Here is a 26,204-nt window from a genome sequence, read left to right as displayed (position 1 = left end):
CATATCGGTACGGACAACGATATAACGACGATAAGACAAGAAAATAGGAGACGTGGAGATGAAGGAATCGGATGGGGCGAAACGCCGCTTCGTCGTCCGGCGCGCGGGCGTCACGCTGTGCCTCGGCGGCATGCTCGGCGGCTGGCTGACGCCGGCGTCGGCGCAGCTCGAACCGGCCGGCAACGTCGATGCGCCGACGCTCGCGCCGATCGTCGTCGTCGGCACGACGCCGCTGCTCGGGATCGGCACGCCGCTGTCGCGCGTGCCGGCCAACGTCCAGACGATTCGCGGCGAGGACATCACGCGTCAGCACGGCGGCGTACTGACCGACTACTTCGAGAAGAACGTGTCGAGCGTCGATATCAACGAGGCGCAGGGCAATCCGTACCAGACGGACGTGAACTATCGCGGCTTCACGGCATCGCCGGTCGTCGGCACGCCGCAAGGGCTGTCGGTGTTCGTAGACGGCGTGCGCGTGAACGAGCCGTTCGGCGACGTCGTGAACTGGGATCTCATCCCGCAGGTGGCGATCGACACGATGCAGTTGATCCCCGGTTCGAATCCGACCTATGGGCTCAACACGCTCGGCGGCGCGCTCGCGATCACGACGAAGAACGGCAAGACGAGCCCGGGCGGTGCCGCACAGGTATCGGTCGGCTCGTGGGGACGCAAGACCGCGCAGATCGAGCAGGGCGGGCGCATCGGCGGCAACCTCGACTACTACGTGACGGGCAACGTTGCGAACGACAATGGCTGGGCCGATCACAATGCGAGCCGCGTGCGGCAGGGATTCGGCAAGCTGCGCTACACCGACGCCGATACGACGCTGTCGATCTCTGCCGGCGGCGCGGACAATGCGCTGCAAGGCTCGCAGACGATTCCGCGCTCGTTTCTCGACAATCGCGCGCAGGCCTATACCTATCCAGACCTGAATCGCAACAGCGCCGCGTACGTCACCGTGTCGGGCGACCATTCATTCGGCGATCACGTGCAGCTCAGCGGCAACGTCTATTACCGGCATTACCGCAACACCAACACCAGCAGCAACGTAAACGACGATTTCGGCAGCGTCGACGGCAGCGGCGCCACCGACGCCGTGCAGGCGACCAACGACCGCTCGGTGATCACGACCGACAGCTACGGCGCGAACCTGCAGCTGACGCTGCTCGGCAAGCTCGCGGGCCTGGACAACCAGTTCGTCGTGGGCGCGTCCGCCGATCTCGCTAACTCGGGTTTCGAGCAGTCGTCGCAGGATGCGATGTTCACGGATGCGCGTGCGACGGTCGGCATCGGCGACTTCACCCGGAAGACGCGCGCGAAGACGCGCAACGCCAGCTACGGCGTCTACTTCGACGACACGCTGGCGCTGACGCGGCAATGGTCGCTTACGTTGGCCGGGCGCTACAACTGGTCGCGCGCGGCGATCGAGGACGCGAGCGGCCTGCAGCCGTTGCTGACCGCGCGTCATACGTTCTCGCGGTTCAATCCGGCCGTTGGCGTGACGTGGAATCCCGTGCCCGGCTTCACCGCATATGCGACGTACAACGAAGGAATGCGCTCGCCGACAGCGATCGAGCTCGCATGCGCCGATCCGGCCGCGCCGTGCTCCTTGCCGAACGACTTTCTCGCCGACCCGGCGCTGAAGCCGGTGATCGCGAAGACGATCGAGTTGGGCGCGCGCGGCCGAAGCGGTGAGGCGACGACGTGGAGCGCGGCCGTCTACAGCACGACGCTCGACGACGACATCCAGTTCATCAGCAGCAATGGCGGTGCGAGCACGCTCGGCTATTTCCAGAACGTCGGCAAGACGCGCCGGCAAGGCTTCGAGCTGGCGGGCCATACGCAGCTGGGGCCGGTCGGCATCGGTGTCAGCTACAGCTATGTCGACGCCACCTACCGTTCGACGTGGACCGAAAGCAGCGCGAGCAATTCGAGCGCCAATGCGCAAGGCAACATCGTCGTTCGCTCCGGCGACCGCATTCCCGGGATTCCGTCGAGCACCGTGAAGCTGAGGCTCGACTATGCGGCGACGCCGAAGTGGAACGTCGGCACCAACATCACGTATCGCAGCGGGGTGTTCGCGCGCGGCGACGAGAACAACCAGGACGCGAACGGGAAGGTGCCCGGCTATGTCCTGATCGACCTCGATACGACGTGGCAGGTGACGAAGCGCCTGCAACTGTTCGCGTCGATCACCAACCTGCTCGACAAGCATTACGCGAGCTTCGGGATGCTCGGCCGGAATTTCTTCAACGGTCCGAATCATTCGTTCGACGGACTCAACCCCGTCAACGAGCAGTTCGTCGGGCCGGGCGCGCCGCGCGGCGCGTGGGTGGGCGCCCGCTATGCGTGGGACTGAACGGACGGCTCGGCGTGTTGCGGTGCGTCCGCTGCCGTGACGTCGAGCATCTTACGGACCGCGCGAGCGACGCCACGCGCGAGGGCGTCGTCGCTCATGAGATGCCCGGCCGGCACGCGCTCGACGACGGCCGCCGGCACCGCGCGCGCGAGCCGATCGACGTTGTCGACCGGGCACACGCGGTCTCGCGTGCCGTGCACGGCATGCAACGGCACGCCGGCTTGCGCGGCCTGTCGCGCCAGCGCCAGCAAGCGGCGCTCCCCGAGCCAGCAGTTGCGCTGGAGGTAGTGCGCCTGGATCCGGTACTTGTCGATCAGCCGGTCGATGGCCGGTTGCGTCGGTCGCGCGCCGCGCGCCGGCCGCCCGGTCAGGACCGCATCTTCATACGCGTTCCATGCGAGCGCGACCGCACGCTGCCGCGCCGCACCGGCGCCTGGCTGGAGACGCCGCGCGCAGCAGGCGATCAGGCGATCGGCGCGCGCGGTGCCGGCGGCGGCAGTCAGGTGCTGCCAGGCCCGCGGCGCTCGCACGCGCGTGCCGACGAACAGGCCGCGCACTTCGCGCGACGACGTCAGAAACAACCCGCGCAGCACGACGCCGGTCACGTGCGACGGATGCCGTCCCGCGTAGGCGAGCGCGAGCGCCGCGCCCCACGAACCGCCGACGACGCACCAGCGCGCGATGCCGAGCCGTGCACGCAGCGCGTCGAGATCGCCGACCAGGCGCATCGTGTTGTTGTGACGCAGGCCGCCGCGCGGCGTCGATGCGCCGGCGCCGCGCTGGTCGACCAGCACGACGCGCATGCGTGTCAGGTCGAATAGGCTGAGCACCGCCGGTCGGCTCCCGCTGCCGGGTCCGCCGTGCAGCACGACGACCGGATCGCCGTGCGGGTTTCCGAATTCGGTCCACGCGATCCGGCATGCGTCGCGGCACAGGGCAGGTCGGGGCGCGGAAGCGGAGCGGAGCAGTCGCTGCGTCATGTGGTGTCGGAAAGAGGGTGACGGGTCAACGCCGTAACGGGTGGATCCGGGAGAACCCGACAACAGGCCGGGGCTTGACTCACGTCAAAGCCAGAATCGCGCCAGCGACCACGATCGGGATCGATCGGGCAGCGGCGGCGGGCGGAATCGCGATATTGCGTCCCGGCGCGTCGCCTGCATCGTATGCAATCGGCGTTGCTTTCATTTTGATTTCGGTTTGCGGCAAGTGACGATGCGCGGCGTCCGACGCAAGCGCTGCCGACAGCGTGGCCCGAAGTTTGCTTGATCCAGCACAAAGTCCGGCACCGACCGGAAGGATCCCCGGAGGAGACAATGCGCGATGACGTTCATCCGACGGCCAACGCACGGGCCACGCATGCGCCCGGCTGGCCGACGCCGACGATCCAGAAGTCCCATGAGCGGTCCGAGACGTTCGGCCTGCAGGCGTCTGCACGTCCCGACTACGACCTGCTGTCCGGCGCCGCGCTGGCGCTCAAGCGCGAGCAGAACCGCGTGCTGTGCGTGCATGCGATGCCTGTGATGGAGACGCTGCACGAGCAGATCGTCAATACGCAGAGCATGATCGTGCTGACCGATGCGGAAGGGTTGATCCTGCATTCGATCGGCGACGACGACTTTTTGCGGCGCGCCGAACGGGTCGCGCTGCGCCCCGGCGCGAACTGGGCGGAGAGCCGGCAGGGCACCAACGCGATCGGCACCGCGCTCGCGGAGCTGTGCCCGATGGTCGTGCACGGCGACCAGCACTTCCTGGCCGCGAACCATTTCCTGACCTGCTCGAGCGTGCCGATCCTCGACCCGTACGGCGACGCGATCGGCGTGCTCGACGTGACGGGCGATCATCGCAGCTATCACCAGCACACGATGGCGCTCGCGAAGATGTCGGTGCAGATGATCGAGAATCACCTGTTCACGACGACGTTCCAGGAGACGTTGCAGGTGTCGTTTCACGGCCGCCCCGAATTCCTCGGAACGTTGATGGAAGGGATCGTCGCGTTCACCGCGGACGGCCGCTTCCTGTCGGCGAATCGCAGCGCGCAGTTCCAGCTCGGGATGCCGCTCGCCGCGCTGCGCGCGCATACGCTCGCGTCGCTGTTCGACGTGACGAGCGCGCAACTGATCGACCGGATGCGCGCGAGCACCGAGCAGCACGTGTCGTTGAACCTCGGCAACGGCGCGGTGGTCTGCGCGCGCGTGCAGTTCCGGCGCGCGTTGCGGGCCGAGGGCAGCCGGCCGGCCGAGGTGCACGACGGCGCCGCGTCGGCCGCGCGCCCGCCTGCCGCGCAGGGAGCGGCGAGCCTGTCGCGGCTCAGCTATCTCGACACCGGCGATCCGCAGGTGGCGGCGGTGATCGCGAAGGTCCGCAAGGTCATCGGCAAGGATATTCCGGTGCTGATCACCGGCGAGACGGGCACCGGCAAGGAGCTGCTCGCGCAGGCGATCTACAACGACTCGCCCCGCCGCGACGGGCCGTTCGTCGCGGTCAACTGCGCGTCGATTCCGGAGACGCTGATCGAATCCGAGTTGTTCGGCTACGAGGAGGGCGCGTTTACCGGTGCACGCCGCAAGGGTGCGACCGGCAAGCTGCTGCAGGCCAACGGCGGCACGCTGTTTCTCGACGAAATCGGCGACATGCCGTATCCGCTGCAGGTGCGGCTGCTGCGCGTGCTGCAGGAGCGCGTCGTCAACCCCCTCGGCTCGACGAAGGCGATCGGCGTCGACATCGCGATCATCTGCGCGACGCACCGCGACCTGCGCGACATGATCGCGCAGAACCGCTTTCGCGAAGATCTGTACTACCGGCTCAATGGCCTCGTCGTGCGCCTGCCGCCGCTGCGCGACCGCACGGACCTCGCGGTGGTCGTCCAGAAGATGCTGCAACGGGAGACGTTGTCGGGGCCCGGGCGCCGGCCGTTGAGCGTCGCGCCCGACGTGATGGCGCTGTTCGAGCGCTGCGCGTGGCCGGGCAACTTCCGGCAGCTCGCGAACCTGCTGCGCACGGCGGCCGCGATGGTCGACGACGACTGCGAGATCCGCTGCGAGCATTTGCCGGACGATTTCTTCGACGACGTGCGGCGCGACGGCGGCACGGCGGCGCAGGAGACCTGTGCGCCTGCGCCGCTCGCATCGGAAGCGCCGGCGTTCGCGACCGCGGCCTGCGATGCGCGGCTGCAGGACGTGGCCGCCTCCGCGATCGCGGCCGCGCTCGCGCGTCACGGCGGCAACGTGTCGGCCGCCGCACGCGCGCTCGGCGTATCGCGCAATACGATCTACCGCAAGATGCCAGCCGCCGGCCCGGATGCACTGGAGCGGGACGAACCGTGACGCAAGCCGCGACTGTCACACCGGTGTGTCAGGTTGCAACACCCGGTGTTCAAGGATTCAACACTTGCTCAACCGGCCGAGCGTCACATGAATCGTCGCCAGACGGTTTCTGAAATATTTTCGTTGGCTAATCGTAAGAATGACGGTGCCGTGACCATCCGGCGGCTGCCGCATGCCTTCACACACAGTCGCGCGCCGCAAGTCACGCCTCGGCACGCTCCTTGCTGAATGGGTATCGGCCGCTCGATCGATGCGGTTTTTTCGACTCACCCACTCAACAAGGAGACACATCATGCAATGGACCACCCCGGCCTATACCGACCTGCGTTTCGGTTTCGAAATCACGATGTACATCGCCAACCGCTGATCGACGCGCGCTGTGCCGCCCGCATCGACGGACACGATGCGGGCGGCACCGGGAGCACACGCAGATGAAGATCAAGATACTTGGCTCGGGCGCTGGCGGCGGACTGCCGCAATGGAACTGCAACTGCGGCAACTGCCGTCGCGCGCGGGCCGGCACCGACGGCATCGTGCCGCGCACGCAATCGTCGATCGCCGTCAGCGGCGACGGCGTCGACTGGGTGCTGGTGAACGCGTCGCCGGACATCCTCGCGCAGCTGCGCGCGGCCCCCGACCTGCAGCCGGCTCGCGCGATCCGTGACAGCGCGATCGTCGCCGTCGTGCTGTGCGACGCGCAGATCGATCATGTGACGGGCCTGCTGATGCTGCGCGAACGCACGTTGCCGCTGCCGCTGTATGCGAGCGCGCCGGTGCTCGACGACCTGTCGACCGGGCTGCCGCTCGTGCCGCTGCTCGGCCACTACTGCGGCGTCGACGTTCACACGATCGCACCGGGCGAACCGTTCGCAATACCGGGCGCCGGCGGCATCCGCTTCACCGCCGTGCCGGTCGACAGCAAGCCGCCGCCTTATTCGCCGCGCCGGGAGGCGAGCGTGCCGGGCGACAACATCGCACTCCTGATCGAGGACACGACGAGCGGCCGACAGGCGTTCTATGCGCCGGGGCTCGCCGACGTCGACGACGGCGTGCGCGCCGCGATGCGCGACGCCGACCTCGTGCTGGTGGACGGCACGTTCTGGACCGGCACGGAGATGATCGACCTCGGCCTGTCGTCGAAGCACGCGGCCGACATGGGGCATCTCGAGCAGTGCGGCGACGCGGCGAGGCCGGGCATGATCGACCGCCTTCGGCTGTTGCCGACGCACACGCGCAAGGTCCTCACGCACATCAACAACACGAATCCGATTCTCGACCCCGGTTCCGCGCAGCGCGCGCAATTGCGCGAGCACGGCATCGAGGTCGCCCACGACGGCATGCAATTCGAGGTCTGACCATGAACGCACCGATTCCCGCCGCGGCGCTGCACGCGACGCCCTGGAGTGCGCAGGAGTTCGAGGCGCGCCTGCGCGCGCTCGAATCGCGCTATCACATCCACCATCCATTCAACCGCCGCCTGAATAGCGGCGCGTGTTCACCGGCGCAGATTCGTGGCTGGGTCGCGAACCGCTTCTACTATCAGATCAGCATTCCGCTGAAGGACGCGGCGATCCTGTCCAATTGCCCGGATCGCGACACGCGCCGGCTGTGGGTCGAGCGGATTCTCGACCACGACGGTCACGGCGGCCAGGAAGGCGGGATCGAGGCATGGGCGCGGCTCGGCGAGGCGGTCGGCATCGAGCGCGCGGAGTTGTGGTCGCTCGAGCATGTGCTGCCCGGCGTGCGGTTCGCGGTCGACGCCTACGTCAATTTCGCGCGGCGCGCGCCGTGGCAGGAGGCCGTGTGCTCGTCGCTGACCGAGATGTTCGCGCCGCAGATCCACCTCGACCGGCTCGCGGGCTGGCCGTCCCACTATCCGTGGATCGAGGCGGCCGGGCTGCAGTATTTCCGCAGCCGCGTGCCGCTCGCGCAGCGCGACGTCGAACACGGGCTCGCGGTGACGCTGAACCATTTCACGACACCGGACGCGCAACGGCGCGCGCTCGACATCCTGTCGTTCAAGCTGGATGTGCTGTGGTCGATTCTCGATGCGATTGAAAAGGCGTATCCCGCATGAACTCCAACGACGCCGTCAGCGGCGTGCCGCTGCGCCCCTCGCTGAGGGGCATGTACCGCCTGCAATGGGAGGCGGCCCAGGATGCGTACGTGCTCCTGTACCCGGAGGGCATGGTCCGGCTCAACCCGAGCGCGGGCGAGATCCTCGCGCGCTGCGACGGCACGCGCGAGCTCGACGACATCATCGACGAACTCGAGCGGCTGTTCAGCACGTCGGACCTTGCGTCGGACGTCTATCGCTTCCTCGATCATGCGCGACTGCGCGGCTGGCTCGACTGACATGGACATGACCCCTCCTCCGAACCAGCCGTCCGCGCCGCTCTGGCTGCTTGCCGAGCTCACGTACCGCTGTCCGCTGCACTGCGCGTTCTGCTACAACCCGGTCGATTTCGCGACGCACGGCGCGGAGCTCGATACCGACGCATGGCGCACGGTGATCAGCGACGCGCGCGCGCTCGGCGCCGCGCAGATCGGCTTTTCCGGCGGCGAACCGCTGCAGCGCGGCGACCTGGAGGTGCTGGTCGAGCATGCGCGGTCGCTGGGTTTCTATACCAACCTGATCACGTCCGGCGTGGGCCTGAATGCCACGCGCATCGACCGGCTCAAGGCGGTCGGGCTCGATCATATCCAGCTGTCGCTGCAGGATTCGACGCGCGAGCTGAACGACTTCCTGACCAGCACGCGCACCTTCGACCTCAAGCGCGGCGTCGGGCGGCTGATCAAGTCGCACGGCTATCCGATGGTGCTGAACTGCGTGCTGCATCGGTACAATCTGCCGCACGTCGGCCAGATCATCGAGATGGCGCTCGACCTCGGCGCGGATTTTCTCGAACTCGCGAATACGCAGTACTACGGCTGGGCGATGCTGAATCGCGACCAGCTGATGCCGACCGCCGAACAACTGCGCGAAGCGGAGGAAACGGTCAACCGCTACCGCAAGCTCGTCGGCGAACGGTGCAAGATCCTGTTCGTCGTGCCCGACTACTTCGAGCAGCGGCCGAAGGCCTGCATGAACGGCTGGGGCTCGGTGTTCCTCGGCGTCGCACCGGACGGCACCGCGCTGCCGTGCCATGCCGCGCGCGGGTTGCCCGGCCTCGTGCTGCCGAACGTGCGCGACCGGTCGCTGAAGGACATCTGGTACGAAAGCGACGCGTTCAACGCGTTTCGCGGCGACGGCTGGATGCGCGACCCGTGCCGCACCTGTGACGAGCGCCATGCGGATCATGGCGGGTGCCGCTGCCAGGCGTACATGCTGGCCGGCGATCCGGCGCAGGCCGATCCGGTCTGCGCGAAGTCTCCGCATCACGGCCGGGTCGAGCAGGCCGTGCAGTTCGCGCGGCGGGCAGGGCGACAGGACGAGCGTCCGTTGATCTTTCGCAGTGCTGCGAATTCTGTCGGGCGTTGAGCGGTGCGTGCCGCTGTATCGGGCATGTCATTTTCTTGACTTCTTCGACGATCAACGCACCGCCTGTTCGAGCAACGCCGCGAACGCGGCCTCGTCCACGCGCAGCCCTCGCGGCGAGCGGCGTACCTCCAGCGCCGCGAGCATCCCGGCTTCGAACGCATCGAGCACCGCCGGGTGGATGTAGCAGCGCCGGCATACGGCCGGCGTGTTGCGCAATATGTCGGCGACGGCCCGCACCGTTTCGACGATCTGCTTGCGCGCCTGCGTGACGTCCTCATGCGGGATGCGCCGCAGCAACGCCAGCGCCTGAACGCTGCCCGCCCAGGTCCGGTAATCCTTCGCGGTGAACTCCGCGCCCGCCGCCTCGCGCAGATAATCGTTCACGTCGGACGAGCCGATCGAATGACGTGCGCCGTCGTTGTCCACATACTGGAACAGCTCGTGGCCGGGCAACTCCGCGCAGCGCCGCACGATCCGGCCGACGCGCGGATCTTCCACGGTCACGTCATGCTCGATGCCGCTCTTGCCCGTGAAGCGCAGGCGAACCTGTCCCGGCCGGATCGTCACGTGGCGCTTGCGCAGTGTGGTGAGCCCGTACGACGCGTTCTCGCGTGCGTATTCGGCGTTGCCGATCCGCGCGAGCGTCGTGTCGAGCAGCCGGACGATCGTGGCGACGATCTTGTCGCGCGGCATCCCGGGCAGCGCCAGATCACGCGCGACGCGCGTGCGGATGCGCGGCAGCGCGCGGGCGAAGGCCGCCATCCGCGCGTACTTGTTCGCGTCGCGCGTCTCGCGCCACTGCGGGTGATAGCGATACTGCTTGCGCCCGCGCGCATCGCGCCCCGTCGCCTGCAAGTGGCCGCGCGGGTCCATGCAGATCCAGACGTCGGTATACGCCGGTGGAATCGCGAGCGCATCGATGCGGGCGATTTCGTCGGCGTCGCGGATCCGGACGCCGTCCTGCGTGTAGTACGCGAAGCCGTGGCGCAACCGCCGGCGCGTGTAGCCGGGATGCCGGTCGTCGACATGGCGCAGCGGCGCGGCCGAACGATCGCCGGTTTCGGTGCCGGAGCCGCGCCGGGACGCGCGCTTCTTCATGGCGCGAGGCGCCAGCGGACGAGCGTTTCCATGTGCGGCGATCGGGGGTTCACGCACGGCGGGCATCGTTGTTCTCCTTGTTGTCGGAGCGGCCGTCGCGGGACGCGAACGGCGCTTGCAAGGGCGACAGCAAGATCCGTGCGCCGCCGCCGGATGCGCCGCCCCATCGACGTCGAAGCGGTTGGAACAGACGAAGACAGGCGCTAGGTGTTTATACGTATGCCGATACCGATATCGCTTCAATCCAATATTTCATTGGAAGGTTATCGGACTTGTTTCTAGACTGATCCGGGGCGTACATACCGGGCCGGCCGCATGCGCCGGCCGGCACCGCCCCGAACCGCGTCCGCGCCACGCAGAACCACAACAGCACGGCACCGCGCCAGGCCGGGCCGCGACATACAACGACATCATCGGAGACGGACCATGACATTCATCAGGAAGCTGACGGCCGGTGCGCTCGTCGCCGCGGCGACGGTATTCGCGTCGGGCGCGCACGCGCAACAAAAGCCGATCACGCTCGGGTTCTCGCAGGTCGGTGCGGAAAGCGCGTGGCGCACCGCGAACACCGTGTCGGTGAAGAGCGCGGCGAAGGATGCCGGCATCAACCTGAAATTCTCGGACGCGCAGCAGAAGCAGGAGAACCAGATCCGCGCGATCCGTTCGTTCATCGCGCAGAAGGTCGACGTGATCGCGTTCTCGCCGGTCGTCGAGTCGGGCTGGGAGCCGGTGCTGACCGAAGCGAAGGCGGCCCATATTCCGGTGATCCTGACCGATCGCGGCGTCGACGTGAAGGATCCGTCGCTGTACGTGACGATGATCGGTTCCGACTTCCTCGAGGAAGGGCGGCGCGCCGGCCACTGGATGGAAGAGCGCTTCAAGAACGATGCAGGCCCGATCAACATCGTCGAGCTTCAGGGCACGGTCGGCTCGGCACCGGCCAACGACCGCCGCGCGGGCCTGCTCGAAGTGATCAAGAACAATCCGAAGTTCAAGGTGATCGCGTCGCAAAGCGGCGACTTCACGCTCGCCGGCGGCAAGCAGGTGATGGAAGCGTTCGCGAAGACGTACGGCAAGCAGATCAACGTCGTCTACGCGCACAACGACGACATGGCGCTCGGCGCGATCCAGGCGATGGAAGAGGCCGGAATCAAGCCCGGCAAGGACGTGAGCGTGGTGTCGTTCGATGCGACCAAGGGCGGCTTCCAGGCGATGGTCGCCGGCAAGATCAACGTCGACGTCGAATGCAGCCCGCTGCTCGGCCCGCAACTGATGACCGCGGTGAAGGACGTGGTCGCCGGCAAGCAGCTGCCGAAGCGCATCGTCACGAACGAGACGGTGTTCCCGATGAGCGTGGCGGCGCAGGTGCTGCCGACCCGCAAGTACTGAGTCCCGGCGGACGCGGGCGGCGGCGCGGCTGCCGCCGTTCGTCGTCCGTCTCGAATCGAGGGCGATCCATGACGAATCCGCCGGTGGTCGAGATGATCGGCATCGACAAGGCGTTCCCGGGCGTGAACGCGCTGCAGCGCGTGAACTTCCGGTTGTTTCCGGGCGAAATTCATGCACTGATGGGCCAGAACGGCGCGGGCAAGTCGACGCTGATCAACGTGCTGACAGGCGTGCATGCGCACGACGCGGGCGAGATTCGCGTCGGCGACGCGCCGGTGCGGTTCGCCGCGCCACGCGAGGCCGAGGCGGCCGGGATCCAGACGCTGTACCAGGAAGTGAACCTGTGCGCGAACCTGTCGGTCGCCGAGAACATCTTCGCGGGTCGGCAGCCGATGCGGCGCGGCGCGATCGACTGGAAGACGATCCATGCGCGCGCGCGCGATGCACTCGCCGAGCTCGACCTGTCGCTCGACGTCACGCGTTCGCTCGACGCGTATCCGATCGCGGTGCAGCAGATGGTCGCGATCGCACGGGCCGTGTCGGTCGATGCACGCGTGCTGATTCTCGACGAACCGACGTCGAGCCTCGACGACGGCGAGGTCGCGCGGCTCTTCGACGTGCTGCGCCGACTGAAGGCGTCGGGGATGGCGATCCTGTTCGTCACGCACTTTCTCGAACAGACCTATGCGGTGTCCGACCGGATCACCGTGATGCGCAATGGCGAGCGCGAGGGCGAGTATCTCGCGCGCGACCTGCCGGTCGACATGCTCGTCGCGAAAATGACCGGCCGCGAACCGATGTCCGGCACGCTGCAGGCAGGCGCGGCGGCGGTGCAGCGCGATGCCGATGCGGCCGCGCCGTTCCTGTCGATGCAGCAGGCCGGCCGGCGCGGGATGATGAGCCCGCTCGATCTCGACGTGCGGCCCGGCGAAATCGTCGGGCTGGCCGGGCTGCTCGGCTCGGGGCGCACGGAAACCGCGCGGCTCGCGTTCGCGGCCGAGCGCACCGACACCGGTGCGATCGAGATCGACGGCACGCGCAAGCGGCTCGCGTCGCCGCACGATGCCGTTCGCAACGGGATCGCGTATTGCCCGGAGAATCGCAAGAAGGAGGGGATCGTCGCGGCGTTGTCGATCCGCGAGAACATCGTCCTCGCATTGCAGGCGCGGCGCGGCTGGTGGCGGCTGATCAGCCGCGCGCGCCAGCGCGAACTCGCGGAGACGTACATCGCGCGGCTCGGCATCAAGGCGCGCGACGCGGAACAGCCGATCGGGCTGCTGTCCGGCGGCAACCAGCAGAAGGTGCTGCTCGCGCGCTGGCTTGCGACGGAGCCGAAGCTGCTGATCCTCGACGAGCCGACGCGCGGCATCGACGTCGCCGCGAAATTCGACATCATGGAGCGCGTGCTTGCGCTGTGCGCGCAGGGGCTCGCGATCCTGTTCATCTCGTCGGAGATCAGCGAAGTGGTGCGCGTGAGCCACCGGATCGCGGTGCTGCGCGATCGCCGCAAGGTCGCCGAACTGACCGGTGCCGAGGCGTCGGAGGAACACGTGTATCAACTGATCGCGGGAGGCCGGTCATGATCCGGTTACGCACGTTGCTTCGCCATCCGCTCGTGTGGCCGGTGCTGACGCTCGCGCTGCTGTTCGCGCTCGACGTCGCGTATCGGCCGGGCTTCCTGTCGATCGCGGTGCTCGACGGCCACTTGTTCGGCGCGTCGATCGACATCCTGAATCGCGCGGCGCCGCTCGTGATCGTGTCGCTCGGCATGACGCTCGTGATCGCGACGCGCGGGATCGACATCTCGGTCGGCGCGATCGTCGCGATCGCCGGCGCGGCCGCGGCGATCGTGCTCGACGGCGATCCGACGCGGGTCGGCACGGCGCTGGCCGCCGCGCTCGGCGTCGGGTTGCTCGCGGGCGCATGGAACGGCGTGCTCGTCGCGTTCGTCGGGATGCAGCCGATCATCGCGACGCTGATCCTGATGGTCGCCGGACGCGGCATCGCGCAGTTGCTGACCGGCGGACAGATCATCCCGATCGGCGCGCCGGGCTACCTCGAGCTCGGCGGCGGGTATCTCGCGGCCGTGCCGTGCTCGGTCTGGATCGCGATCGCGACGATCGCGGCGACCGCGCTGCTGGTGAACCGCACGGCGCTCGGCCTGTTCATCCGCGCGATCGGCGTGAATCCGGTCGCGACGCGGCTCGTCGGGCTGCGCGCGGGGGCCGTTGTGTTCGGCGTCTATCTGTTCTCGGGCGTGATGTCGGCGCTCGCCGGCATCCTCGCCAGTTCGAACGTGCGCAGCGCCGACGGCAACAACGCGGGGCTGCTGCTCGAACTCGACGCGATCCTCGCGGTGACGCTCGGCGGCACGTCGCTGCTCGGCGGCCGCTTCAGCCTCGCGGGCTCCGTGCTTGGCGCGCTGATCATCCAGACGCTCACCTACACGACTTATTCGATCGGCGTGCCACCGGAGGCGACGCTCGTCGTGAAGGCGCTCGTCGTGATCGTCGTGACGCTGATCCAGTCGGACGCGGCGCGCGCGCTGGTGATCCAGCATGCGTCGCGACTGATGTCTTCCATCCGTTCGCGCACCACCACCGGAGCCACGCCGCGATGAACCGATTCCTCGCACGGTTTACCGACCCGCGCACGCTGCCGATCGTCGTGACGATCGTGCTGTTCGCCGCATTGTTCAGCTTCGGATCCGTGATGTACACGGGCTTTTTCTCGATGCAAGTGCTGACCGGGCTGCTCGTCGACAACGCATTCCTGCTGATCGTCGCGATCGGGATGACGTTCGTGATCGTGTCGGGCGGCATCGACCTGTCGGTCGGCTCTGTCGTTGCATTGACAACTATCTTCTGCGCGGTCGGCGCCGAACGATTGCACTGGCCCGTCTGGGTGATTGTCCCGCTCGTGCTCGTGTTCGGCGCGCTGTACGGCGCGGCGATGGGCGCGTTGATTCATTACTTCCGGTTGCAGCCGTTCATCGTCACGCTCGCCGGGATGTTTCTCGCGCGCGGCGCATGCTTCCTGATCACGACGCAGTCGATCACGATCAACGAGCCGACCTTCCATGCGCTCGCGGGCATCAGCGTGCCGGTCGGCGGCGGGACGCTGAGCGCGGGCGCGCTGATCGCGCTCGCGACGCTGGCCGCCGCGATCTACGTCGCGCATTTCACGCGCTTCGGCCGCAACGTGTATGCGGTCGGCGGCAACGAGCGATCGGCGCTGCTGATGGGGCTGCCGGTCGCGCGCACGAAGGTCGGCGTGTATGCGCTGAGCGGCTTCTGTTCGGCGCTCGGCGGTGTGGTGTTCACGCTGTACGTGCTGTCCGGCTACGGGCTGCAGGCGCAGGGGATGGAACTCGACGCGATCGCCGCGACCGTGATCGGCGGCACGCTGCTCACGGGCGGGGTGGGGTACGTGATCGGGTCGGTGTTCGGCGTCGGTATTCTCGGCACGATCCAGGTGCTGATCACGTTCGACGGCACGCTGAGTTCGTGGTGGACGCGGATCGTGATCGGCGCGCTGCTGTGCGTGTTCTGTCTGCTGCAGCGGGTCATCGAGCGGCACGCGGCGCGGCGGCGTAGCGGTGGGACCGGGCTCGATCCGAAACGGCGGAAGCGCGATGCCGCGCAGGTGACGCCCGCCGCGCCGAGTGACGATGCGGCGCTCGGTTCGACGATGCGCAGGTTGTTGCGTCTGCAACGTTCGGCGTGATGCCGGCGCGCGTTTGGCGGGCTTCTTCGTTGGCCGGCATCGCTTGCGGCGTCGCCGTTGGTGGCTGTCAACGGCGCTTCGGCGCGGCCGCCAGTCGCGTTTGATCGATTCGCGAATGCGCGTCGCGCGACAGCGGCGCGTGCGTTGCAATCACGCCGGCCCGGCCATGTCCGGTTCCACGTCGAACGACGTATCCACGATGCCCGTCTGCTTCAGCGACTCGGCGAGTCGTTCGATCGCCGGCAGATCCAGCGCGTCCAGGCGCTCGCGCATTGCCTGCACGAACGCGGCATGCCGTGGTGCATGCGCGTGCTGTCCGAGCCATTCCTCGATATCGGTGAGGCGGCCTTCGCTCGCGAGCACGGCCAGCTCGTCGAGCGCGTTGGCAGGCGGACAGCGCATCGCGTGTGCGTCCGCCACGGGCCCGGTTGGATCGGCGGGTTCGGCGGCGCGCACGAGCGCCGACGCCGGGACCATCGCGCGGCCGATCGCGGGCGCCACGATCTGGAACGTGAACGACGTGCCGACGCCCGGCTGGCTCGACACGGCCAGCTCGCCGTGCATCGCGCCGACGATCCGCTGCGCGATGAACAGGCCGAGTCCGGTGCCGCCGTTCACCGCCTGCACCTGCTGGTATGCACGGAAGATGTCGGTGGTCTTGTCGATGTCGATGCCGATTCCGGTGTCGGCGACTTCGAACACGATCCGCCATGCATCGCCTTCCGGATACGCGCCGACCGACAGCTTGACCGTGCCGTCGCGCGTGAACTTCGACGCGTTCGACAGCAGGTTGAGCAGCACCTGCTGCAGTCGAATGCCGTCGATCGACAGCTTGCGCGGCAACGGCGTCAGCGGCCGGTGGACGAACCGGTTGTCCTGCTGGGAACACAGCGCGACCGCATAGTCGCCGATGTCGTTCAGCAGGCCGGGCAGGTCGGTCGCGTGCGGCGAAATGCCGAGCGGCTGCAACTCCGCCTTCGTGTATTGCAGCAATTCGTCGATCAGCGTGAGCTGGTAGCGGATGCTGCGGTCGATCGAGCGGATCAGCCGCGCCTGGCTGCGCGTCGCGCCTTGCAGCAGCAGCTTCGCGTAGCCGTTGATCGTCGACAGCGGCGCGCGCAGGTCGTGGCTCACGTAGCCGAGCGTCTCGATCTTCTGCTGCATGTGCATGCGAACCTGTTGCAGCGCGTCGTTGAGCGCGACCGTGCGCTTCGCGACTTCGTCGCGCAGGCGATCCTGTTCGGTGAGCTGCCACTGCTCGAGACGCTTGCGTGCTTCGGTGCGCTGACGGCCCACGTGGTTGATCCACGCGGCCAGCACGAGCAGGTGCGTGGCGAGACCGATGATCGCGATAACGGGGTTTGGGTAGATGTCGGACTTGATCCAGAACAGCCAGGCCGGGATTGCGTCCTTGCCATCGAGAATGCGGATCACCATGTTGAAGCTCGCGAACGCGATCGCGATCAGCATCACGCGGCCCGTCGGCGTCCGGCGAATCGCGAGCGTCAGTGCGAGGGTGAGGTTCACGATCGCCAGCACGGCGTTCAGCCGCAGGCAGAACCACGTAAACGTGAGGAGGTCGCCGCATGCGGCCCCGACGATGCCCGCGCACTCGAGCGTGATGAACCCCGCGTAGATCGCGCGGAACGGGATGCGTGCCTTCTCGCGATGGGCGACCGTCAGGATGAACGCGATGAAGCACACGATCGACAGGTAGACGAAGATCACCTCGCCGCGCGCTGACCATTCGCGCGCGGCGGGCCACAGATACAGCGCGGTGTAGCCGCGGTAGGTTGCCTCGAACAGCGTCGTGTTCAACGCGAGCATCGCCAGCACGACGAACATGCCGCTGCGCGAGAAGAAGCCGATCAGCAGCGCACACCACATGAGCGCGAGCAGCCCGCCGAGAAAGCCGAAGTTCCACATGGTCGCGTGCAGCTCGTGGGCCTGCCATGCGTCGCGCGTGAAGGCGCTCGGCGCGAGCCGCAGTTCCTTGCGCGACGTGATGCGGATCAGGACGGGCAACCGTTCGCCCGGGCGCAGCGTCGCATCGAGCACCGGATACCGGGACGCCGGCCGGCTCATGCCATTTTCGTCGGCCGGGAAGCGGCCGGCGAGCGTCCACGTGCCGCCGTGCCCGACGTAGAAATCGGCGCGGTCGACGCGTGCGTCGCGGATCGCCAGCACCAGCGGCTGTTCGACGCGGTCGCGGTTGACCAGCGTCGCGGCGACCCACCAAGCGGAGCGTGAGAATTCGATGTTGAACGACGGTCGCGCCGCCGCGGCAGCACGACGTTGAGGCTCGGCGAGTCGTGCGGCGGCCTGGTCGACGGACAACTGCGCGCCCGGATCCTCGAGCAACGAGACGGCGTCCAGCTGTGCGGGGTTTTCCGTCGCGGCGGCCCGGTGTGTCGCGCAGGCGAGCACCAGTGCCGTCAGCAGCAGCACGATCGCGTGCCAGCCCGAGGTGCGACGCCTATGCATCGCGCGGGCAGTCATGCGACGGCGGCGGAGCGTCGACCGTCGGCCGCTGGCGCCGCCAGTCCGACGGCGTGATGCCGAACCGTTCGCGAAACGCCGTCGCGAAATTGCCCGGCGTCGAGAAGCCGATCTCCTCGGCGATGTCGCCGATGCCCATCGACGTCTCGGCGAGAAAGTGTTTCGCGGCGCGCAGCCGCGTGTCGCGCAGGTATTCGAATACGGTCTGGCCGAGATGATCGCGGAACACGCGCGACAGCCGTTTTTCGTGCGTGCCGACCTGCCTCGCGAGTTCGTCGAGCCCGGGCGGGTTGCGCAGCTCGCGCAGCAGGATGTCGCTTGCCGCGCGCACCAGCGCGGCGTCGGGGTGGTCGCGCAGCTTGGGCAGGTGCGCGAACGGCTGGCTGCGTCGCGCCCGTTTCAGATGATTGCGGATCCGTGCAATGACCTCGACCGGCTCGAACGGCTTCACGATGTAGTCGAGCGCACCGGTTTCCAGCCCCGCGATGCGATCCTCGAGATCGCTCGCGGCAGTCAGGATGATGACGGGAATGTTCTGCGTCGACGGCGTCGAGGCCAGCAGCCGGCACGCGGCGAAGCCGTCCATGCGCGGCATCCGCACATCCATCAGGATCAAGTCGGGCGCGATCGCCTGCGCACGGTGATAGGCCTGCAGACCATCGAACGCGACGCTGATCCGGCAGCGCGCGGAACGCAGGATCTCCGTCAGGAGCCGCAGGTCGTTCGGCCGGTCATCTACGACGAGAATGTGTGCGCCAACGAGATCCGGCGTGACGCGGAGCGACGCCGGACTGGACGAGCGGGATGACATGGTTGCGAACGCGAAGGGAGGGTAGGCCGGGGTCGGAATCAATGCATCTATGTGCACGATTGTTGCGAAAAATTATATGCCGACAACAAAGTCGTCGGTGAGGATTCCGTGCGGTCCGTGGGGGCATGTCTGAGACGGCTGAGCGGGCGCATGGCCGCTCCGAACGGTTCGACGAAAAAGGGAGCGGAAAAACTTTCCTGATTGCCGATCGAATATCGGTTTTTATTGCCGCGTGATTCTTTATCAAAATGCCGTGGCCCGAATAATGATTTTGAACGAATTATGTCGTTTCCATACCCGAATTCGGTTCTGGTCGATTTCATCGATTCATTGCCTCGTAATGGAAATCGTATCGGTGGCGCGTTCAAGTTACTTTCATATTTAAATTTCAGCCCGGCGGGCTTGTATGAATGTAAATATCGTCCGCTCTGGAAAAGCATTTTTCCGCCCGGGAAAAGGTTTGGTCTGACGAACCCCGGCACACTAGGCTGGAGGCGGATGGAATCGGTTCTGGACGACCAGCGAATTCACCGCAAACGTTTTGCCGTCGCCGCCTTTTTCGGGGCGCAATATTCAATGTGACATTGCATGCTGGCAATCTCATATTCCGGGATTGCAGCGGTGTGACGGAGACCGGCACGAGGGTAATAAAAACTTCATCATTCTTCGAATGTACCGTTGTAACAAGGTGCATCGGTGAATGCAGAAGTCGATGCGAGTTTGACACATCAAGCAGCAAGAAATCGTCAAAGAAAGTCAGTCGATAAATGGAATGAAGGGGTCATCCGGTCAGTCGACGGTTTTTCCGGAAATCCGGAATGTCCGGCGGTGGCATGGATGTAAAAAGGGGTGAGCGGGTACGCGTCGATCGCCGGGCAGTTCGATCCTTCGAACGGCGGTCGCGCGATACCGCTGTCGATCAGACAGGCACGAGAAGACATGAACATCAAAGGCATGGCAGATCAACGCACCGGTTCGCTCGAACCGGTGTCGGCTGTCAGCGTTCGCGATCCTGCGGCGCATGCGTCAACCCCCGGGGCCGCACGGCGGCATCCGCCTCCCGAATGAACCAGGGCGGCCGGTCTGCAGGTCAGGCCGGCTGCTTCCATCCGGCGTCTGAACGACGCCTCCTCATGAGATTCGACGTCGCCGCGGGTCCGGCGCGACGGTGTCCGCACGCGTTCGTTTCGCGGGCGCGGGGCGCGTCGCGCCGTCGCCTGGCCCAGCGATGTCGGCGTCCATGAGTCGATAACCCGCGATCGTCGTCGCGCCGCGTGTCCGATTGGCACGAGCGGTGTGCGGTCGTGCGATCGCGACAGCGGTCGCGAGTGTCGTGCGGGGCCGTTCGCAATCAAGTTAGCGGTACGAAGTGAAGTAACGGAGCGAGGCGAGGTAACGAGCGCGCGTGCGTGGATGCGCGCTTCGTTTGCCGTCGCATTCGCTGTCGCGTGATTCAGCACACGAAACCCGAGGGAAAACGAGATGAACAAGTCGTTCAAGTCGATCTGGAACGAAGCATTGGGGGCGTGGGTCGCGGCGTCCGAGCTCGATCGCGCGCGCGGCAAGCGCGTGGTGTCGTCGAGAAGTGCGGATGCGCATGCGGCACCGGACGCTGGCGCTGGCACGACAGTGCTGGCGGGGCTGTCGCCGCGGCGAATCGCGATGATGGTCGCGGCCGCGTATCTCGGCTTGTTCCAGGCGGGCGCCCACGCGCAGTATTCGGCGGGGGGCGGCTCCGCGACCGGCGGCGCGAGTTCGATGGCCGTCGGTAACGGTTCGGTCGCCACGCAGGTGAATTCCACCGCGTTCGGCAACCTGTCCACGGCGACGGGCGTTTCTGCCACGGCGATCGGCCCCGGCGCGCACGCCATTGCCGACGGTTCGACATCCGTCGGCATCAATTCTCAGGCAACCGGCGTCAACAGCGTGGCGATGGGCGTGCAGGCGATCGGATCCGGCAACTATTCGGTCGCTCTCGGCAATCTGTCGAGCTCGACCCAAAGCGGCTCGGTGGCGATCGGCAGCGGTGCGGCGGCGATCGGCGTATCCGCGATCGGGCTCGGGAACAATGCGACGGCCTCCGGTCAATACGCGGCCGCGCTCGGTCTCGGATCGGTCGCGTCGGGGGCGCAAGCCGTCGCGCTCGGTTTTTCGTCGAATGCCACGAATACGGGCTCCGTCTCGCTCGGGAATCAGTCGACGAGTTCGGGCGCGGCCGGGGTAGCCGTGGGCAGCGGGTCGCTCGCTTCCGGCAATTCGGCCGTGGCAATGGGCGTGAACAGCGGCGCGAAGGGCACGTCGTCGATCGCCATCGGCTGGGGCGGCACCGCAGGCGTGCCGGGATCGGGCACGCAGTCGCTCGGCACCAGTTCGATCGCGATGGGCTCGAATACCTCGGCGGGCGCCGACAATGCGCTGGCGTTCGGCCTGAACGCGAATGCGTCGGGCCTCAGCTCGATCGCGATGGGCGTGCAGTCGACCGCGACGCAGCAGTTCGGCGTCGCGCTCGGCAATCTCGCGCTCGCGACGGGCATATCGGGCACCGCACTGGGCGCCGGCGCGACGGCGTCTGCCGTGAATGCGACGGCGATCGGCATCAATAGCGTGGCGGCGGCGGGTGCCACGGTCGCAATCGGCGCCAGCAACTCCGTCGCGGCAGCGGCGGGCGCGGGCTCGATCGCCGGCGGGAACAACTCGCAGGTCCTGAGCGGCACCGGCGCCGTCGCGCTCGGCGAAGGCCAGACGGTGAGCGGCAACGGCGCGGTCGCGATCGGCGATCCGAGCACCGCGATCGGCACCGGCGCGGTGACGATGGGCTCGAACAACACCGCGAACGGCAACGGCGCGGTGGCGATCGGCAATTCGAACAACGCGCAGGGCGTCGGCTCCCTCACGCTCGGCAATACGTCGACGGCGGCAGCGGCGGGCGCGGTGGCGTTTGGCGCGTCGGCCGTGGCGAACAACGTCAACGATGTCGCGCTCGGTTCCGGCTCGGTGACGGCCGCGCCGAATCCGACGGCGACCGCGACGATCGGCGGCGTCACGTACAGCTTCAACGGCATCAATCCGACCAGCGTCGTCAGCGTCGGCGCGGCGGGCAGCGAGCGTCAGATCACCAACGTCGCGGCCGGGCGGATCAGTTCGTCGAGCACGGACGCGATCAACGGGTCGCAGCTCGATGCGACGAACCAGGCGGTGACGTCGCTGTTGGCGTCGACGCTGTCGAGCATCACGTCCTTGTCCACCTCCACGTCGACGGGCTTGTCGTCGGCGAACAGTGCGATCACGTCGTTGTCCACGTCGACCTCGACCGGTATCAGTTCGCTTTCCACGGGCCTGAGTTCGACGAACAGTTCTGTCGCGTCCCTGTCGACCTCCACGTCGACGGGCATCAGCTCGCTGTCGACCGGCCTGAGTTCGACCAACAGTTCGATCACGTCGCTGTCGACGTCGACCTCGACCATCGTCGGTTCTCTGTCCACCGGCTTGAGTTCGACGAACAGCAATCTGAGCTCGCTGTCGACCGCCACCTCGACGAGCATCGGATCACTGTCGACGGGCCTGAGCTCGACGAACAGCGCGATCACGTCGCTGTCGACCTCGACGTCGACCACCATCGGCTCGCTGTCGACCGGCCTGTCGAGCACGAACAGCAACCTGACGTCGCTGTCGACTGCCACTTCGACGAGCATCGGATCACTGTCGACGGGCTTGAGCTCCATCGTGAACAACAACACCAACCTCGGCAACAGCACGGCCGGCGCGATCGGCGGCGGGGCCACCTACGATCTGACGACCGGCACGATCTCGGCGCCGTCGTACGTGACGTACAACAGCGACGGCTCGACGACGATCAACAACAACGTCGGTTCCGCGGTCGACAACATCAACGCCCACGGCATCAAGTACTTCCACGCGAACTCGACCGCGCCGGACAGCCAGGCGCTCGGCGTCGACAGCGTGGCGATCGGGCCGAATGCCATTTCGCGGGTCGACGGCAGCATCGCGCTCGGCTCGGGTTCGGTGGCCGACCGCGCGACGGTACCGGCGTCCGGGACCATCCGCAACGGCACCGCGTCGATCCCGTTCAACACGACGGACCAGACGCTGCTCGGCGCGGTGTCGGTCGGCGACGCGACCAGCAGGACGTATCGCCAGATCACCAACGTCGCGGACGGCACGGGCCAGCAAGACGCGGTCACGGTGCGGCAGCTTGCCGGCGCATTGCAGTCGTTCGCGGTCACGGGCCAGAAATACTTCCACGCGAATTCGACGGCGGCGGATTCGCTCGCCGTCGGCGCGGAATCGGTCGCGGTGGGGCCGACGACGGTCGTCAACGGCGACAACGGCGTCGGCATCGGCAACGGCGCGATCGTCGATGCGACCGCGCCGGGCGGGATCGCGATCGGGCAGGCGGCGAGTTCCGCGCAGGCCGACGCGATCGCACTCGGCAGCGGCGCGACGGCGACCGGCGCGCAGTCCGTCGCGCAGGGCGCGAATGCGGCGGCGGTCAGCGTGGGCAGCGTCGCGCTCGGTTCCGGTGCGCACAGCAACGCGACCGACGCCCTCGCGCTCGGCGCAGGCGCGTCGGCGACGTTCGCCAACAGCGTCGCGCTGGGCGCCGGTTCGCTGACCACGGTCGGCGCGCTGACGAACTACGTCGCGTACGGCCTGAGCAGCCCGCAGTCGTCGGCCGGCGAAGTGAACGTCGGCAACCGGCAGATCACGGGGCTCGCTGCCGGCAAGAACGGCACGGACGCGGTGAACGTGTCACAGCTCGACTCGGTCGCGAACCAACTGACGACACTCATCGACAAGCGCACGACCAACCTCGGCGGTTCCTACACGTCGAACCCGTCCGGCGGCAACGTGCCGCCGGGGCCGTCAGGCTCGAACTCGTCGGCCGGCGGCTCGGGCGCGGTGGCTTCCGGGTCGAACAGCACGGCCGTCGGCAACGGGTCGACGGCGTCCGGCAGCGGCTCGACCGCGATCGGCGTCGGGGCGACTTCGTCGGGCAGCAATTCGGCGGCGGTCGGCACGGGCAGCAACGACGGCGGCCGCTCGAACGTCGTCGCGGTCGGCTCGGCGGATTCGGCGCGGCAAGTCGTCAACGTCGCGGCGGGCACGCAGGGCACCGACGCGGTGAACGTGAACCAGCTGAATGCGGTATCGAACCAGTTCACGCAGTCGCTGAACACGGTCAACAACCAGCTCACGCAGATGCAGCAGCAGATCCAGCAGACCGATTCGATGGCGCGCGAGGGGATCGCCGCGACCGCCGCGATGGCGTCGATCCCGCACATGGACCGCGATTCGAACTTCGCGATGGGTGTCGGCACGGCGTCGTTCCAGGGCCAGAAGGCCATGGCGGTCGGCATGCAGGCGCGCATCACGGAGAACCTGAAGGCGACGCTGAACGGCGGTTTCGCCGGCAGCCAGCGCGTCGTCGGCGCGGGCATGCTGTATCAGTGGAAGTGATCGCGCGCGGCGGTTCGTTCCGGCACGCGTTGCCGGAGCGGATCGCGCCGAACGCAAACGCATGCGCATGCGGCCGCGCCATCGCGCCGCACGCGCCGTGCCCAACGCATTTTCGGAGTCCTCAAGTGAAAAACATCCATCTTGCCTTGCTGGCGTCCGTCGTGTCCCTCGCAGCCTGTTCGAGCGCGTCGGGGCCGACGTACAACGCATACGAATTGCAGTCGCGAAACGGTATCCGGACGTTCCAGGTCGACTGCCACGGCATCCTGTCGACCGCGAAGACCTGCATGAAGGTCGCGACGCGCATGTGCGGCAACGAGCCCGTGCGCCTGGTCGATTCCACGACGCCGTTCCGCGACGGCGCCGATCCGCACTCGATCGCGTTCCAGTGCGGCGCGGCACCCGCGCCGGCTGCCGCGGCCGTTGCACCGGCACCTGCCCCGGTCGAGAAAGTGAGCCTCACCGGCGATGCGTACTTCGCGACCGACTCCGCGGTGCTCTCGCCGGCCGCGCGTGCGGAGCTCGACACCTTGCTGAACCGGCAAGGCGACAGGCATTTCTCGCGTGTCGAAGTGGACGGCTATACCGATGCGACCGGCCCGGATGCGCACAACCAGGCGCTGTCGAAGCACCGCGCCAATGCGGTCGCCGCGTATTTGCGAGAGCGCGGACTGAAGGCGGATTCGTTTGAAGCGACCGGGCACGGCGAAGCCGATCCGGCCGCCTCGAACGATACGGCCGAGGGACGGGCGCGCAATCGCCGGGTGGAAATCTCGTTGCAGAGGTAAGGCGCGCGGGTTGCCGCGGGCGTGGCCGTCGAAACCGGATGGCTCGCTTGCGGCAGCAGCGCTCGTCGCGGAAATGGGCCGAGGAGGCAGGAACCGCCGCCGAATCGAGCACATACAATGGAGGCGTCCGTCGGCACGCGCTTCGCCATCACGTAGGTGGCGAGCAAACCGCTCCACCCGCGACTCTCCAAGGCCACCATGGAAATCAAATGGATCGAGGATTTCCTCGCGCTCGCGCAATACCAAAGCTTTTCCCGCGCGGCTGAATTCCGCAACGTCACGCAATCGGGTTTCAGCCGCCGCATCCAGTCGCTCGAGCAATGGATCGGCGCCGAACTGATCGACCGCAGCAGCTTTCCGCCGGTGCTGACGCCGGCGGGGCGCCTGTTTCGCGAAACGGCCGAGGACGTGGTCAACCGCCTTTACGACACGCGCGCCATCATCCGCACCGAGCAACGGATCGGCGGCAAGAGCCTGCAGATTGCCGCGGGCCACACGATCGCGCTGAGTTTCCTGCCGGCCTGGCTCAAGGCGCTCGCCCCGCATTTCGGCGAAGTGCGGGCGCGCGTCATTCCGACCAATGTCCACGACTCGATCCTGATGCTCGTCAACGGCAACTGCGAGTTGATGTTCGCGTACCACCATCCCGAGCTTCCGCTCCATCTCGATCCGGCGAAGTACGAGCACCTGACCGTCGGCATCGACACGTTGATGCCGGCGTGCCGGCCGAACCGGCGATCGGCGCCGGCGTTCCGGCTTCCCGGCACGAAGCAGAATCCGCTGCCGCTGATTTCCTATACGGAAACCAGCTATTTCGGCCGGTGTCTCGCACTGCTGCTCGGCCGTGCGCCGGACGCGCCGGCCTTGCAGCTGCATTACGAATCCGACATGGCCGAGGTACTGAAGAAGCTCGTGATGGAAGGCGAGGGCGTCGCGTGGCTGCCCCGCAGCGCGATCGCCGCCGAACTGGCGGCCGGCGACCTCGTCCCGGCAGGCCCGGCGGTGTGGAACCTGGAAATCGAACTGCGCGTATATCGCGACGTGTCCAATCGCAGCGAATTCCTCGACACGCTCTGGCAGCACCTGCGCGCGGCGCCTTCCCGCCTCGGCTGAGCAGGGTTTTCCCGCCTTATGCGGGACTCGCATACCGCCATGTTGCACCGGCATCACGGTTTTTCCGGCCGTCCCTACCATTCGTTCCAACGGCACATGTGACGCGTGATCCGCGTCGCACGGCCTTCTTCGCAGCGCT

At 67.2% G+C, this 26,204-nt stretch carries 21 protein-coding genes; 15 read left to right on the top strand and 6 right to left on the bottom strand.

What is annotated here, in order from left to right:
- Positions 1-58: 58 nt before the first annotated feature.
- A complete protein-coding gene (locus WS87_RS32220; protein WP_059814701.1) occupies positions 59-2,359 on the top strand; it encodes a TonB-dependent receptor in 2,301 nt (766 codons plus the stop codon).
- Here the strand turns inward: WS87_RS32220 and WS87_RS32215 are convergent.
- Together WS87_RS32215 and WS87_RS33845 are read right to left on the bottom strand one after the other, a co-directional pair.
- Entirely contained in the window at positions 2,344-3,339 is a 996-nt protein-coding gene (locus WS87_RS32215; RefSeq protein ID WP_059814703.1) for an alpha/beta fold hydrolase, read from the bottom strand. The genes WS87_RS32220 and WS87_RS32215 overlap by 16 nt on opposite strands.
- A 79-nt stretch (positions 3,340-3,418) precedes the next feature.
- On the bottom strand, positions 3,419-3,565 hold the full coding sequence (locus WS87_RS33845) for a hypothetical protein (RefSeq protein WP_159085737.1): 147 nt from the start codon (positions 3,563-3,565) through the stop codon (positions 3,419-3,421).
- Between the two features lie 107 nt (positions 3,566-3,672).
- Between WS87_RS33845 and WS87_RS32210 the strand changes: the two genes are divergently transcribed.
- The 6 genes from WS87_RS32210 to pqqE all read left to right on the top strand — a co-directional run bounded on the left by WS87_RS32210 (position 3,673) and on the right by pqqE (position 9,163).
- The gene (locus WS87_RS32210; protein ID WP_059814706.1) at positions 3,673-5,682 is read left to right on the top strand and encodes a sigma-54-dependent Fis family transcriptional regulator; all 2,010 of its coding nucleotides are present in this window, start codon (positions 3,673-3,675) and stop codon (positions 5,680-5,682) included.
- Positions 5,683-5,974: 292 nt separating this feature from the next.
- Entirely contained in the window at positions 5,975-6,049 is a 75-nt protein-coding gene (gene pqqA / locus WS87_RS32205) for a pyrroloquinoline quinone precursor peptide PqqA (RefSeq protein ID WP_006410019.1), read from the top strand.
- Positions 6,050-6,113: 64 nt separating this feature from the next.
- Entirely contained in the window at positions 6,114-7,037 is a 924-nt protein-coding gene (pqqB, locus tag WS87_RS32200) for a pyrroloquinoline quinone biosynthesis protein PqqB (protein WP_059814709.1), read from the top strand.
- Between the two features lie 2 nt (positions 7,038-7,039).
- Positions 7,040-7,759: a pyrroloquinoline-quinone synthase PqqC gene (gene pqqC, locus WS87_RS32195; RefSeq protein WP_059529194.1), complete on the top strand. Its 720-nt coding sequence runs from the start codon at positions 7,040-7,042 to the stop codon at positions 7,757-7,759.
- Positions 7,756-8,037 carry a pyrroloquinoline quinone biosynthesis peptide chaperone PqqD gene (pqqD, locus tag WS87_RS32190; RefSeq protein ID WP_006751646.1) on the top strand — a complete coding sequence of 94 codons (282 nt, stop codon included), beginning with the start codon at positions 7,756-7,758 and terminating at the stop codon, positions 8,035-8,037. Before pqqC ends, pqqD begins: the two co-directional genes overlap by 4 nt.
- Position 8,038: 1 nt before the next feature.
- Positions 8,039-9,163, top strand: a complete 1,125-nt coding sequence (gene pqqE, locus WS87_RS32185) for a pyrroloquinoline quinone biosynthesis protein PqqE (RefSeq protein WP_442861416.1) — start codon at positions 8,039-8,041, stop codon at positions 9,161-9,163.
- Between the two features lie 51 nt (positions 9,164-9,214).
- Here pqqE and WS87_RS32180 read toward each other — a convergent pair whose 3' ends face one another.
- Positions 9,215-10,327, bottom strand: a complete 1,113-nt coding sequence (locus tag WS87_RS32180; protein WP_442861421.1) for a DNA topoisomerase IB — start codon at positions 10,325-10,327, stop codon at positions 9,215-9,217.
- 360 nt (positions 10,328-10,687) lie between these two features.
- Between WS87_RS32180 and WS87_RS32175 the strand changes: the two genes are divergently transcribed.
- The 4 genes from WS87_RS32175 to yjfF all read left to right on the top strand — a co-directional run bounded on the left by WS87_RS32175 (position 10,688) and on the right by yjfF (position 15,376).
- The gene (locus WS87_RS32175) at positions 10,688-11,650 is read left to right on the top strand and encodes an ABC transporter substrate-binding protein (RefSeq protein ID WP_059529188.1); all 963 of its coding nucleotides are present in this window, start codon (positions 10,688-10,690) and stop codon (positions 11,648-11,650) included.
- 68 nt (positions 11,651-11,718) lie between these two features.
- Positions 11,719-13,233 carry a sugar ABC transporter ATP-binding protein gene (locus WS87_RS32170; RefSeq protein ID WP_059814715.1) on the top strand — a complete coding sequence of 505 codons (1,515 nt, stop codon included), beginning with the start codon at positions 11,719-11,721 and terminating at the stop codon, positions 13,231-13,233.
- Positions 13,230-14,270: an ABC transporter permease gene (locus tag WS87_RS32165; protein ID WP_059814719.1), complete on the top strand. Its 1,041-nt coding sequence runs from the start codon at positions 13,230-13,232 to the stop codon at positions 14,268-14,270. The genes WS87_RS32170 and WS87_RS32165 overlap by 4 nt, the downstream gene beginning before the upstream one ends.
- On the top strand, positions 14,267-15,376 hold the full coding sequence (yjfF, locus tag WS87_RS32160; RefSeq protein ID WP_059814722.1) for a galactofuranose ABC transporter, permease protein YjfF: 1,110 nt from the start codon (positions 14,267-14,269) through the stop codon (positions 15,374-15,376). Before WS87_RS32165 ends, yjfF begins: the two co-directional genes overlap by 4 nt.
- A 150-nt stretch (positions 15,377-15,526) precedes the next feature.
- On the opposite strand, the gene WS87_RS32155 is transcribed toward yjfF, so the two are convergent.
- A complete protein-coding gene (locus WS87_RS32155; protein ID WP_059814789.1) occupies positions 15,527-17,860 on the bottom strand; it encodes a sensor histidine kinase in 2,334 nt (777 codons plus the stop codon).
- A complete protein-coding gene (locus WS87_RS32150; RefSeq protein WP_059814726.1) occupies positions 17,853-18,686 on the bottom strand; it encodes a response regulator transcription factor in 834 nt (277 codons plus the stop codon). The genes WS87_RS32155 and WS87_RS32150 overlap by 8 nt, the downstream gene beginning before the upstream one ends.
- Positions 18,687-18,887: 201 nt before the next feature.
- Here WS87_RS32150 and WS87_RS33840 point away from each other — a divergent pair, with 201 nt between their 5' ends.
- Positions 18,888-19,268 (top strand): hypothetical protein, encoded by a 381-nt coding sequence (locus WS87_RS33840; protein ID WP_159085736.1) that lies wholly within the window; start codon positions 18,888-18,890, stop codon positions 19,266-19,268.
- Positions 19,269-19,432: 164 nt separating this feature from the next.
- On the opposite strand, the gene WS87_RS33835 is transcribed toward WS87_RS33840, so the two are convergent.
- Positions 19,433-19,642 (bottom strand): hypothetical protein, encoded by a 210-nt coding sequence (locus WS87_RS33835; RefSeq protein WP_159085735.1) that lies wholly within the window; start codon positions 19,640-19,642, stop codon positions 19,433-19,435.
- 526 nt (positions 19,643-20,168) lie between these two features.
- Here WS87_RS33835 and WS87_RS34630 point away from each other — a divergent pair.
- The 3 genes from WS87_RS34630 to WS87_RS32135 all read left to right on the top strand — a co-directional run bounded on the left by WS87_RS34630 (position 20,169) and on the right by WS87_RS32135 (position 26,065).
- Positions 20,169-24,164, top strand: coding sequence for a YadA-like family protein (locus WS87_RS34630; RefSeq protein ID WP_059814729.1), 3,996 nt, complete (start codon positions 20,169-20,171; stop codon positions 24,162-24,164).
- Between the two features lie 125 nt (positions 24,165-24,289).
- Positions 24,290-24,952, top strand: a complete 663-nt coding sequence (locus tag WS87_RS32140) for an OmpA family protein (protein ID WP_059814794.1) — start codon at positions 24,290-24,292, stop codon at positions 24,950-24,952.
- Positions 24,953-25,150: 198 nt separating this feature from the next.
- The gene (locus tag WS87_RS32135) at positions 25,151-26,065 is read left to right on the top strand and encodes a LysR substrate-binding domain-containing protein (protein WP_059814733.1); all 915 of its coding nucleotides are present in this window, start codon (positions 25,151-25,153) and stop codon (positions 26,063-26,065) included.
- The last annotated feature ends 139 nt before the right edge of the window (positions 26,066-26,204 follow it).

The sequence above is a fragment of the Burkholderia sp. MSMB0856 genome (assembly GCF_001524645.2).
GTDB classification, from domain to species: Bacteria; Pseudomonadota; Gammaproteobacteria; order Burkholderiales; family Burkholderiaceae; genus Burkholderia; species Burkholderia diffusa.
The sequence above is the reverse complement of the archived record's forward strand: the minus strand, read 5'-3'. Positions and strand labels throughout refer to the sequence as shown.